Raw genomic sequence first — 12243 nt, forward strand, 5'->3', positions numbered from 1 at the left:
GCGGCGGTCGTGCTGGCTGCTGGCGCGTGCCGGCCGGGCTGGAACTGACTCGATCCGGCCATGAGTTGGCGCGGCGTTACCCTACCCGTTCCGTTCCGGCCCGCCACCGTGCAGGGGCCGGTGGGACGGCGGCCGGCGGGGCGGCGGCCGGCACCGGGGCGCCCTGGCTGATCCGCCGGAACGGGCCCCAGTAGGATCGGCCCCTGCGCAAGCCGACGGGGGCAGGGGCCGCGCTCCTCCCCGGGTGCCTGCGGTCGGCGGAGCGGGGGCGGCGTCACACGGGGCGCCCTCACCCGTACGTATCCAGTTGCGTGAGGGCTGATGCCGAAGTGAACGATCAGACCGTTCGAAACCGCGGGGTGGGGTGCGCATGAGCGTGATCACGGTCAAGCGCCCCGCACGGGCCTATCCCCCGGCGGTGCCGGACGAGCCGGTGGAGCTGGTCACCCCGCCCGAACTGCCCAGGTCGGGCGGCGAGGACTGGGTGATGAGCATCCTGCCGATGCTCGGCATGGGCGGCTCGGCGGTGTTCTTCTTCTCGCCCGGCGCGCAGGCCCCCATGAAGATCATGGGCGGTCTGATGATCGTCTCGACGGTCGGCATGGCCCTGGCGCAGATCATGAGGGCGCGCAAGGGCGGCTCCACCGCCACCGCCGACGAGCGGCGCGACTACCTCAAGTACCTGCAGCAGATGCGCCGTCAGGTGCGCCGGACGGCGGAGCGCCAGCGCGGCGCGCAGCTGTTCCTGAACCCCGAGCCGGACCAGCTCTGGTCGATCGTCGCGGACGGCCGCCGGCTCTGGGAACGCCGCACCGCGGACGCGGACTTCGCCCAGATCCGGGTCGGCCGGGGGCCGGTCCAGCTGTCGACACCGCTGGTGGCGCCGCAGACGGCGCCGATGGAGGAGCTGGAACCGCTCTCCGCGGCGGCCATGCACACCTTCCTGAAGGCCCACGGCACTCTCCAGGACCTGCCGTTGGCGGTCTCGCTGCGCGCCTTCTACCACATCACGGTGTGCGGCGACCCGGACACCGTGTACGGCAACGTCCGGGCGATGATCGCCCAGTTGACGACGCTGCACTCGCCGGACGACCTGCTGGTGACGGTGGCCGCGGCGCCGGGCGCGGTGGAGGAGTGGGAGTGGACCAAGTGGCTCCCGCACAACCAGCACCGCAAGGACAGCGACGGCGCGGGTTCGCGCCGGCTGATCGCGACCGGCCTCGGTGAGCTGGAGCACCTGCTCCAGGACGAACTGGCGGGCCGCCAGCGCTTCGTGCGCGACGCGGCGCCGTCCTCGGACCAGCCGCACATCATCGTCGTGATGGACGGCGCGTCCGTCCCGCACGACTCGCTGCTGGCCGGCGCGGAGGGCGTCCACGGGGTGACCATCGTCGAGGTGGTCCCGGGCGACCTGGACGAGCCGACCGGACACCTGATCGTCACGGTGACGCCGGACGAGCTGGTGCTGCGCTCCGCCTCGGGCGCGACATACTCCGGCACCCCGGACACGCTCTCCACCTGGCAGTCCGAGGCGCTGGCCCGGCAGCTGGCGCCGTACCGGATCTCGGCCGGCGGCGACGACGAACCGCTGCTGTCCAACCTGGACTTCACCGACCTGATGAACTCGGGCGACCCGGGCTCGTTCGACGTGACGCGCAGCTGGCGGACCCGGGCGCAGCACGAGAAGCTGCGGGTGCCGATCGGCGTCGGGGCCGGCGGCGAGCACGTCTACCTGGACATCAAGGAGGCCGCGCTCGAAGGCATGGGCCCGCACGGCCTCTGTGTCGGCGCGACCGGCTCCGGCAAGTCGGAGCTGCTGCGCACCCTGGTGCTGGGCCTGGCGATGACGCACTCCTCGGAGACGCTGAACTTCGTGCTCGCGGACTTCAAGGGCGGCGCGACCTTCGCCGGGATGGCGGACATGCCGCACACCTCGGCGGTGATCACCAACCTGGAGGGCGAGCTCACCCTGGTCGACCGCATGCGCGACGCGATCGAGGGCGAGATGAACCGCCGCCAGGAGCTGCTGCGCTCGGCCGGCAACTACGCCAACCTGAACGAGTACGAGCGGGCCCGCGCGGCGGGCGCGGCGCTGGATCCGCTGCCCTCGCTGGTGCTGATCATCGACGAGTTCTCCGAGCTGCTCACCGCGAAGCCGGACTTCATCGACATGTTCATCCAGATCGGCCGGATCGGCCGTTCGCTGGGTGTCCACCTGCTGCTGGCCTCGCAGCGGCTGGAGGAGGGCAAGCTGCGCGGTCTGGACACCTACCTGTCCTACCGGATCGGTCTGCGCACCTTCTCGGCGGCCGAGTCGCGGGCGGCGATCGGCGTGCCGGACGCGTACCACCTGCCGCCGGTGCCGGGTGTCGGCTACCTGAAGTTCGGCACCGACGTGATGGACCGGTTCAAGGCCGCGTACGTCTCGGGGCCCTACCGGGCGCCGGGGCAGCAGCGGTCGACCGGCGGGCGGCTGATGACGGCGCAGCCGGTGCTGTTCACCGCGGCCGAGGTGCCGGTGCTGGAACCGCTGGTGCAGGAGGTGGAGCCGGAGATCGAGGAGCAGGACGACGCCCTGGTCGACACCGTGCTGGACGTCTTCGTGCAGCGGATGGCGGGGCAGGGCCCGGCCGCGCACCAGGTGTGGCTGCCGCCGCTGGACGAGGCGCCGAGCGTGGACCAGTTGCTGCCTCCGCTGCAGGCGACCGCGGAGCGGGGTCTGACCTCGCCCGGGTTCGGCGCGCTGGGCCGGCTGAACGTGCCGGTCGGCATCGTGGACCGGCCGCGCGAGCAGCGCCGTGACGTGCTGCACCAGGACTACGCGGGTGCGGCCGGTCACGGTCTGATCGTGGGTGGCCCGCGGTCCGGCAAGTCGACGATGGTGCGCACCACGGTGGCCGGGTTCGCGCTCACCCACACGCCGTTGGAGGCGCAGTTCTACCTGCTGGACTTCGGCGGCGGCGGCTTCCAGTCGCTGCAGGACCTGCCGCACGTCGGCGGGGTGGCCGGCCGGCTGGACGCCGAGAAGGTGCGCCGGATGATCAGCGAGGTGCACGGGGTGCTGAACCGGCGCGAGGAGCTGTTCCGCGCGTCCGGGATCGACTCGATCGTCACCTACCGGGCCCGGCGGGCCAGCGGTCAGCTGCCGGACGAGCAGTTCGGCGACGTCTTCCTGATGATCGACGGTTGGAACACCTTCAAGCAGGAGTTCGAGATGCTGGAGCCGGTGATCGGGGACATCGCCCAGCGCGGTCTCGGGTACGGCGTCCACCTGATCATCACGGCGGCCCGCTACGCGGAGGTCCGCCCGGCGCTGAAGGACCTGCTGCAGAACCGGACCGAGCTCAAGCTCGGTGACGCGATGGAGTCCGAGGTGGACCGCCGGGTGGCGCAGAACGTGCCGGCCCTGCCGGGGCGCGGCGTCACCTCCGGCAAGCTGCACTTCCTCTCCGGTCTGCCCCGGCTGGACGGCTCGTCCTCGGTGGAGGACCTGCAGGACGGCGTGACCGCGCTGGTCGCGGCCGTCAACGCGGCCTGGACGGGCCCGCGCGCACCGCAGGTCCGGATGCTTCCGGCGGTGCTGGACGGCAACTCGCTGCCGAAGGGCTTCGAGTACCCGGAGCGCGGTGTGGCCTTCGGCGTGGACGAGGTCGAGCTGGCGCCGGCGTTCGTCAACTTCGAGACGGACCCGCTGTTCATCGTCTTCGGCGACACCGAGTCCGGTAAGTCGGCGACGCTGCGGATGCTGATCAAGCAGATCACCGAGCGGTACACCCCGGACCAGGCCGGCATCGTGGTCGGCGACTACCGGCGCGCGCTGCTCGGCGCGGTGCCGCAGGAGTACCTGGTCGAGTACGCGGCCGCGCAGCCCGCCATGACGAGCATCGTGGAGATGCTCCGCGGGGCGTGCTCGCGCCGCCTGCCCGGTCCGGACGTGACCGCCGAGCAGCTGCGCAACCGCAGCTGGTACAGCGGCAAGGACATGTTCGTGATCGTGGACGACTACGAGCTGGTGGCGACCGGTTCGGGCAATCCGCTGGCGCCGCTGGCCGAGTTCCTGCCGTTCGCCCGGGACATCGGCCTGCGCGTGATCATCGCGCGCAGCGCCGGCGGCGCCGGCCGTTCGCTCTACGAGCCGGTGATGCAGCGGATGCGGGAGCTGGGCGGCCAGGGCGTGATCCTCTCCGGCAACAAGGACGAGGGCGCGCTGCTGGGCACGGTCAAGCCGCAGCCGCTGCCGCCGGGCCGGGGTGTGTTCGTCTCGCGCCGGATCACCAGCGGGCAGATGGTGCAGACGGGCTGGCTGCCGTCGGCGTAGCCGGCGCGGCCCGGGCGACCGCCGCGGGCGGTTGTCACCGTAAGTGATCGAAGGGGTCGGGTTCCCGTGGAACCCGACCCCTTGCGCGTCCAGGTGCTGAAACGTTATGGAGATCTTTCCGGCTCGGGGCTGCGGTTCCCGCACCCCGCGCGAGCCATGGCGGGCCTCGGGAGCCCGCCTGGGTGACATAGCACCGCGCTGGTCAAAGGCCTTGGATTGAGAGCACGTAATGCTTCGTTCACCTTGGATTCAAGCGCCATGTGGCGAAGGTAACAAGTCGGACATACGTGATAATGACCGTGCGTGATCATCAGATCGCATGTTTATGCCGATCCTCGCAACGGATTCCGAAGCATTTCGGCCATTGACGCAATCAATACGGCCAAGGTTCCATGGCGGCCCGGGAGCGAAGGACCAGAACCCCACAGCAGCAAGCCAGCGGAGGCGATACCGCTCCCTCTCCAGGACCGCACAGAGCCGATCGGAAGCCACATGACCGACACGCTTCGCCCGCCACTCGCCGTAGCCCCCACTACGGCGGACCAGGGCGCCGCCTCCCCCCAGACGCTCAAGCGTTCGATCGGCGTCGTGGGCGGGACCCTGCTCACGCTGTCCTGCGTCACCCCGGCCTCCACGCTGTTCGTGATCGTCCCGGAGCTGTTCTCCAGCATCGGCAGCGCCACCGCGCTGGCCATCGCGATCGGCTCGGTGCTCTGCATCGCGGTCGCCTTCTGCTACTCCGAACTCGGCACCCTGATCCCCAGCGCCGGTGGCGAGTACGCCATGGTCGGCACCCTGGCCGGACGGCTGGCCGGCTGGCTGGTCTTCGTGCTCTCGCTGATCGTGGTGCTGATCGTCCCCTCGGTGATCGCCCTCGGCACCGCCGACTACCTCGCCCCGGTGCTGCACGTCGACAAGCCGATCGCCGGCGCCGCGGTGATGCTGGCCGCCACCCTGGCCGGCCTGCTGGACCTGCGGGCCAACGCCTGGATCACCGGTGTCTTCCTGGTCCTGGAGGTCATCGCCGCCGGTGTCGTCTCGGTGCTCGGCTTCGCCCACGCCAACGGCGACGCGCCCAGCCTGCTGCACGGGGTGGTCGCCGGTGACAACGGCGCCACCACCACGGTGAGCATCGGCGCCATCGTCGGCGCGCTCGGCATCGCCCTCTTCATCACCCAGGGCTTCTCCACCGCGGTCTACCTCTCCGAGGAGCTGGAGAACCCGCGCCGCAACGTCTCCCGCACCGTGCTGTGGACCCTCGGCATCTCCGCCGCGGTCATCCTGATCCCGGTCACCGCCATCACCATGGGCGCACCCGACCTGGCGACCCTGACCTCCGGCGACATCTCCGGCCTGGTCACCTCGTGGAGCAACTCCGCCGTCGGTACCTTCATCAGCCTCTGCGTGGCGCTGGCGATCATCAACGCCGGCATCGTCATGGTCATCCAGAACTCCCGGGTGCTGTTCGCCTCGGCCCGCGACAAGGCCTGGCCCGAGCCGGTCAACAAGGCCTTCTCCACCCTGGGCCGGTTCGGCTCGCCGTGGGTGGCCACCCTGGCCGTCGGCCTGCCGGGCGCCGCGCTCTGCTTCGTCAAGGGCGAGCTGCTGAGCGAGATCACCGGCGTCGCCGTCACCGGGATGTACCTGCTGGTCGCGGTCGCCGCGCTGCTGTCGCGCCGCGACCACCACAAGCACGCCGCCGCCTGGCGGATGCCGCTCTGGCCGGCCGTCCCGGTGATCCTGATCGCCGTCCTGGTCTACATCATCACGCAGTTGGACACCGTGCCCCTGCTGTGGACCGGCGGCATCACCGCCGTCGCCACCCTCTACTGGCTGTTCTACCTGCGCCCCCGGCAGGAGACCCGCTGGGTGATCACCCTCCCCGAGGACCAGCGGGCCTGAACACGGCCCGCCCGGACCCCCACCCCTCCCCCACGCGGCAGTGCCCCGGACCACCCGGTCCGGGGCACTGCCGCGTCGCGTGCGGCTACTTCTTGGTCTTCCACTCCGCGCTGGTGGCGATCGCCTTCAGCTGGTCGAGGGTGAGCAGCGGCTTGCCGGTCGGGCCCTGGGCGACCATGATCCGCAGATCGCCCCGGAGGACGTCCGCCACCAGCTGCCCCTTCGCATCGGCCGTGGGCGCCCCCGGTCCGTAGAGCTTGAGCCTTCCCCCGTCGGGCAGCACCGTCGCACCCTCGAACAGCTGCTCCGTCGTCCGGTCACCCGGCTCCCGCACCAGCTTCTGCACCCGCAGGACCAGCGATCCGGCGCGCTGTCCCTGAGCCAGCTGGACGTCGGCGAAGACCTCATTGCCGTCGATCTTGGTCACGGTCACCCCGGCCGGCAGCAGCGCGGCCAGGACCGCCTGGCGGTCCTGCAGCGACAGGCCGGTGTCCTGCGCCGCGTAGTCGACCCCGTCGAGCCGGACCGCCGCGACGATCCGGTCCCAGGACCTGTCGGTGACGACGGCCTTCAGCTGGTCCAGGGTGAGCGGCGGGTTCGGGCGGCTGTCGGGCGCGCCCTTCTCCTGCGGCGCGTTCCACTCGCTCAGGGTGATCTCGCGACCGTCCGGGCCGGTCAGGACGGCCAGCCACTCCTTGGTGTCGGCCCGACGGTCCGGGTACTCGTAGCCCTGGCTGAGGTACAGCCGGGAGCCGTCGGGCAGGGTGGCGACCGTGCAGGAGTCGATCCGGTTCAGCTTGGGGTCCGGGCAGGTGTGCTCCTGGCTCTGCCCCTTGCGGTGCTTCTGGACCCCGAGCGAGATCAGCGCCTTGCCCTGGCCGTCGTCGTAGACCAGGTCCGCGCCGACGAAGGTGCCGTGCAGGGTCGCGTCGTCGGTGCCCCGGCCCTTCCCGTCGGTGCTCCTGCCCTGGGGCAGCAGCGCCTGGAGGGTGGCCAGCACCTCGTCCCCGCTGATCACCGGCGTCGAGGCGGAGGCCGAGGGCACCGGGGCGGAGCCGCCCGCGCCGGCGGACGGAGCGCCGGCCGCGACGAGCGCGGTGGGAGCCGGGGAGGAACCGGAGAGGTGGACCGCGCCCGTGCCCACCAGGGCGAGCGCGGCCGCCCCGCCGACCACCGCGGCGGCCGAGCGACGGCGCCAGCGGCGGCGGCCGCGGTCCAGGCCGCCCGCCACCAGCGGGGCCTGCTCGGCGTGGAAGCCCTCGCCGGTCCGGGTGAGGGCGTACAGCAGATCGTCTTCGAACCTGTCCTGCTCGGACATGGGTGATCACCGCTTCTTTCGATCACGGGTCGGATGATGGCGTGGCCGGTCCACCCCGGCGGGCGGCGGCCTCGGCGGACGGAAGGGACTCGACGGACGGCAGGCCCGGCGGACGCCGGGGGGGTCGGCGCGCGGGCCGGTTCAGTGGGCCGCCAGCTCGGCGAGCGAGTCGCCCAGCAGTGCCCGGAGCCGGCCCAGGGCACGGGTCGTCCGGGTGCGGACCGCGCCCGAGGAGGCCCGCAGCACGTCGGCGGTCTCCTCGACGCTGCGGTCCTCCCAGTAGCGCAGCACCAGCACCGCCCGGTCCTTGGCGGGCAGCCGGGCGAGCGCGTCGAGCAGGGTGAGCCGCAGCGTGCGGTCCGCCTCGCGGCCCTCCGGCTCGGGCAGCTCGCCGGTGGGGCGTTCGGTGCTGGAACGGCGGCGGCGCTGGGCGAGGAAGGCGCGCACCATCACGGTGTGGGCGTAGGCGCCGGGGTTGTCGATCCGGTGCCGGCCGCCGGTCCAGGCGGTGCGCCGCCACAGCACGTACATCCGGCTGAGGGCCTCCTGGACGAGGTCCTCGGCCTGATGGGTGTCGCCGCCGGTCAACAGGCAGGCGGAACGGTACAGCTGACCGGTCCGGCTCGACACGAGTTCCAGGAACTCCCCGTCCTTGGTCTCACGTGTGGCGCCGATCCGCCCCATCCCCCGTGCCCCCCTGCTCGCTGCCGTCGACACCTCTTGGATGCGCTGGGCGGGGCGGGATGTTACAGCCGGGCCGGGAGAGAATCCCGGATCAGTCCGTCGGGCGCCGACGGTGGTCGCGGAGCACCACACCGCCGCCGATGAGCAGCGCGACGAGCAGGGCCCCGACGCCCAGGACGTAGGTCGCGGTGCGGCCGTCGCGGTCGGCCTGGGTCTCGCCGAGGCCGAGCGGCTGCGGCAGGATCGGGGCGGCGGCCAGCTGGACCGGCTGGTCGTCCTCGACCTTGGAGAGCGGCACCTCTGGTGCCTTCGTGACGGCCTTCACCGGGTCCACCACGCCCCAGCCGATGTACGGGTTGGCGTTGCGCTCGGTGCGCTGCGCGGTCTGCTCGATCCAGGACCGTACCTGTGCGGGCTTCCACTTGGGGTGGGCGCCGACCAGCAGCGCCGCCAGACCGGCGACGTAGGGTGCGGCGAAACTGGTGCCGTTGTCCACGCACTGGCCGCCCCGGGGGACGGTGGAGAGCATGTCGACCCCGGGCGCGACGACGTCCACGAACTCGCCGTACTGGGAGAACGGGGCGCGCTCGTTGTTGCGGTCGGAGGCGCCGACGGCGAGCACGCTCGGGAACGCGGCGGGGAAGGTGTCGCCCTCCTTGCCGTCGTTGCCGGTGGAGGCGACCACCACGACGTCCTTGGCCTCGGCGGCCTCGACCGCGGCCTTCAGCTCCGGGTAGCCGCCGAAGTCGGCGTTGCCGGCCCCGCGCACGTCCTGCGAGATGTTGATGACCTTGGCGCCGCGCTGGAGCGCGATGTAGATCGCCTCGACGAGGGTGTAGACGTCACCGTTGCCCTCGGCGTCGTTCTGGCGGATCGACAGGATGGTGCTGTCGGGGGCGATCCCGACGAAGCCGGTCTGGTCGTAGCGGCCGGCGGCGATGATGCCCGCCACCTTGGTGCCGTGGCCGACCAGGTCGTCCTTGCCGCTGCCCTCGACCTTCTTCTTGTCCTTGTCCTTCAACAGGGACCCGCCGTCCACCACCCGGTTGGCCAGCTGCGGGTTCTGGTCGTTCACCCCGGTGTCGATGACCGCGACGGTCACCCCGGCACCGGTGGTCGTGCCGCCCTGCCAGAGCTCGTCGAGCACCATGCGCTGCAACGACCAGGGCACGGCCTGCACGTTCTGGGCGTCCTTCGAGCAGTCACCGGCGGCCGAGATGCCGGGTCCGTCCGCGTAGGCCGGGGCGGCCAGCGGACCGCCGAGCACCGCGAGCGCGGCCACCGTCGCGGCCGCCTTCCGGTACCTGACTACCGACACCCTGCCACCCCTCTTGTCGTCCACCCGTGTTGCGCGCCAGGGGCGGGTGCCCGCGAACCGGGCACCCGCCCCTTCGGCGGAGTCGATCGTCCCCTGACGGGGAGCGGGCTCCGTCAGTGCCAGAGCTTGGCGTTGTTGTTCTCGGTGCTGTTGTAGCTCTCGGCCGCCTTGTCCAGCGAGCCGGCGATCTGGGCCAGCACCTGCTGCAGGTGGGCGGCGCGGGAGTCCCACTTCGCCTGGTGGGCCTGGTAGCCCTGCTGAGCGGCACCCTCCCAGCTGGAGGCGATCTTGGTGACGCCGGCCTTCAGCTCCTCGAGCTGGGAGTGAATGCGGTTGGCGGTGTTGCGAACCTCGGAACCGGCGTTCCGGACGGTTTCGAAGTTGACGAGAATGTGGTCGGACACGATGTCTCCTTGTCGAGGAACCGACCCGCTCCCTCACCAGGGGCGGCCGGTGAATGACCTGGCAGAGAGGGGATCAGATCTTGCCGGCGCCGAACGCCGCCTGCTGGTCCGCGTCGGTCGCCGAGTACTGCTTGGTCGTGATCTCGATCGCTTCCTTGATCGCCTTCAGCGACTTGTTGAGCTCGACCGTGTCCTCGTTGAACTGACCCTGGAGGGTCTTGTACGCCGTCGCAGCCTGACCCTGCCAACCGCCCGCGATCGAACCCACCAGGCTGTCGAGCTTGCGAATCTCGCCCTCGATCTGCCCGATGACCTCGTCCATGTGCTTGGCGAAAGCCAGCATCTCCTGAGCGGTCGTCTTGAACTGACCCATGCTCTACCGTCCCCCATGAGACAGACATTGTGTCCGGGCCGCCGCTCCCGGCCGGCCCGCCGCATCACCGGTGTGATGTCCAGCAGCACTGTAGTCGGCACACGCAACTCACCCAACACCGGGGAACCGGTAGTTACCAGACCATGACACTGGGGCCAATTCCGTTGCCGGAACGGGTCGGTCAGGCGTTCTGCTGCTGCACCGCGCTCTTCGCGTTCAGCGCCGGACCGGCCGGCACCAGGTTCGACCACTGCTGCGGCACCGGCACCGGCTGCAGGCCCTGGTAGCCGAGCCGGGCCTGGTTGCCACCGGACTCCTCCTGCTGCGGCTGCCCGGCGGCCGGATCCCCGGGCGGGGCGGTCGGGGTCGCCGTGACGGTCGGGCTCGGCTTGCCCGGCTGGGCGGTCGGCGCCGCCTGCGAGCCCTTGCCGCCGGTGCTGTTGGCGGGCACCGCGTAGCGCAGTCCGGTCTCGGTGATCAGGTAGTCGCTGCCGGAGCCGCCCGCACCGGCGTCCAGCGCCCGGTAGAACAGGCCCTGACCGGGCGTCACATAGGCCGAGCCGACACCGCTGCTGTACTTGGCCGGGAAGTCCGGACCGGCCCAGACGCTGCGGCGCGGCGTCTTGCCGTCCTCGGCGATCCCGTCGAAGGTGCTGCAGACCACCGGCTTCGCGTCCTTCGCCGCCTGCCAGTTGTTGACCGGCGCGCCCGTCCTGGCCGGCCAGTCCTCGGCGTCCTTCAGCGGGGTGCTGGTGTTGAACGCGGCGTAGTCCGTCGGCATCAGCTCGTCGATCCGCGGCGTCTTGTCGGCGTCCTGGTTGTAGAGGCCCTGCCACGCGGGGTTCTGCCGGATCAACTCGGCCTGGAGCTGCGTGACGACGTACAGCTGGTCCTTGCCCACGACGAAGTGGCGGTCGCCGTAGCGGACCAGCCGGCCGATCTTGCGGTCCTCCGTCTTCTGCAGCGCCACCGAGGAGTTGGGGCCCTTCACGTCCGCGACCAGCCCGTCGACCTTGGGGAACTGGATCACGCTGGCGGTCACCAGGGTGTCCAGCCACTCCTTCTTCACCGGTTGCGGCTTCGCGCTCGCCCCGAAGATCGCCGCCGTCAGCTGCTTCTTGTCGCTCTCCGAGGTCTGGGTCCCCCCGATGGCGTGCTTGCGGCCCTGCGCGTCGACCAGGTAGAGGTTCAACTTGCTCTGGTCGATCGGCGGCTGGCCCGGGCCGGGCTGCGCGGCGACCTTCTGCTCGTCGATCTCCCTCACCAGCAGCGCCTGGTCGACGTCCAGCACCCGGTCCTTGGCCGCCAGGGTCTTGGCGTCGGCACCGCCGGCGACGAACAGCGCCTGGTTGGCCGTCTCCTGCTTGTCGTCCGCGCCGGGGCTGTCGCAGACCGACCACTTCATCGGCTTGGCGGCGTTCTCCTTGGTCGGCAGCCGGTCCGGCGCGTTCGGGATGCCGATGGTCGGGCCGTGGCTCGGGTACCGGTCGAGCACCTCGTCGGCGACCACCACCACCTTGGCGTCCACCGGCAGCACCAGCCGCGCCGAGGACATGTTGAGCACCTGGTGCAGCCGCTTGGTCTTGCCGTCCGCGTCGGTCAGCACCACGTACCGGGTGGTGCTCTTCTTGCCCTGGATGACGTTCTTCCCGCTGTCCCACCCCACCGGCGCGCTCGGCTTGAACACCCCCCAGAGCCCGAACCCGCCGACCACCAGGGCGCCCACGACGACGCTCGGCAGGATCGCCTTCACCGGCCGCGGCGCGTCCTCGTCACTGCCGCCCCCGTTGGGCAGCAGAAAGGCGCCGACCGTTCGCTTCCGGGCGAAGGTGTAGGCGTTCAGCTCGTCCCGGCGTGATGCCATGCTCGTCGTCTCCCCTGTCTGACCGACATACCCCGTGGTCCGCACCCGCCGGGCGAGAGCGG

Annotated in this window: 8 protein-coding genes; 2 read left to right on the plus strand and 6 right to left on the minus strand. The window is 71.2% G+C overall.

Going from position 1 to position 12243, the window contains the following annotated elements:
* Positions 1-370 precede the first annotated feature (370 nt).
* On the plus strand, positions 371-4318 hold the full coding sequence (eccCa, locus tag ACIQTO_RS34890; protein ID WP_402396831.1) for a type VII secretion protein EccCa: 3948 nt from the start codon (positions 371-373) through the stop codon (positions 4316-4318).
* A 492-nt stretch (positions 4319-4810) separates the two neighbouring features.
* Positions 4811-6220, plus strand: coding sequence for an APC family permease (locus tag ACIQTO_RS34895; protein ID WP_402396834.1), 1410 nt, complete (start codon positions 4811-4813; stop codon positions 6218-6220).
* 85 nt (positions 6221-6305) lie between these two features.
* Here the strand turns inward: ACIQTO_RS34895 and ACIQTO_RS34900 are convergent, their stop codons facing one another.
* From ACIQTO_RS34900 to eccB, 6 genes are all read right to left on the minus strand, one after another.
* Complete coding sequence (locus tag ACIQTO_RS34900) at positions 6306-7538, minus strand: hypothetical protein (RefSeq protein WP_402396837.1); 1233 nt, start codon at positions 7536-7538, stop codon at positions 6306-6308.
* A gap of 141 nt (positions 7539-7679) precedes the next feature.
* Entirely contained in the window at positions 7680-8222 is a 543-nt protein-coding gene (locus ACIQTO_RS34905) for a SigE family RNA polymerase sigma factor (RefSeq protein ID WP_402396840.1), read from the minus strand.
* 91 nt (positions 8223-8313) lie between these two features.
* Complete coding sequence (gene mycP / locus ACIQTO_RS34910; RefSeq protein ID WP_402396843.1) at positions 8314-9540, minus strand: type VII secretion-associated serine protease mycosin; 1227 nt, start codon at positions 9538-9540, stop codon at positions 8314-8316.
* 113 nt (positions 9541-9653) lie between these two features.
* Positions 9654-9944 carry a WXG100 family type VII secretion target gene (locus tag ACIQTO_RS34915; RefSeq protein WP_380579154.1) on the minus strand — a complete coding sequence of 97 codons (291 nt, stop codon included), beginning with the start codon at positions 9942-9944 and terminating at the stop codon, positions 9654-9656.
* 73 nt (positions 9945-10017) lie between these two features.
* Positions 10018-10317 carry a WXG100 family type VII secretion target gene (locus tag ACIQTO_RS34920; RefSeq protein WP_402396847.1) on the minus strand — a complete coding sequence of 100 codons (300 nt, stop codon included), beginning with the start codon at positions 10315-10317 and terminating at the stop codon, positions 10018-10020.
* Positions 10318-10498: 181 nt separating this feature from the next.
* Positions 10499-12181: a type VII secretion protein EccB gene (gene eccB / locus ACIQTO_RS34925; RefSeq protein WP_402396850.1), complete on the minus strand. Its 1683-nt coding sequence runs from the start codon at positions 12179-12181 to the stop codon at positions 10499-10501.
* Between the last annotated feature and the right edge of the window lie 62 nt (positions 12182-12243).

Origin of the sequence: Kitasatospora sp. NPDC091207, assembly GCF_044768625.1 — a bacterium.
Taxonomy (GTDB): Bacteria; Actinomycetota; Actinomycetes; order Streptomycetales; family Streptomycetaceae; genus Kitasatospora.

Bases quoted from the DNA above. Each gene is read 5' to 3' on its own strand.
- ACIQTO_RS34920 (WP_402396847.1), bottom strand. From the start codon at position 10,317: ATGGGTCAGTTCAAGACGACCGCTCAGGAGATGCTGGCTTTCGCCAAG.
- ACIQTO_RS34895 (WP_402396834.1), top strand. From the start codon at position 4,811: ATGACCGACACGCTTCGCCCGCCACTCGCCGTAGCCCCCACTACGGCG.
- eccB (WP_402396850.1), bottom strand. From the start codon at position 12,181: ATGGCATCACGCCGGGACGAGCTGAACGCCTACACCTTCGCCCGGAAG.
- ACIQTO_RS34900 (WP_402396837.1), bottom strand. From the start codon at position 7,538: ATGTCCGAGCAGGACAGGTTCGAAGACGATCTGCTGTACGCCCTCACC.
- ACIQTO_RS34905 (WP_402396840.1), bottom strand. From the start codon at position 8,222: ATGGGGCGGATCGGCGCCACACGTGAGACCAAGGACGGGGAGTTCCTG.
- eccCa (WP_402396831.1), top strand. From the start codon at position 371: ATGAGCGTGATCACGGTCAAGCGCCCCGCACGGGCCTATCCCCCGGCG.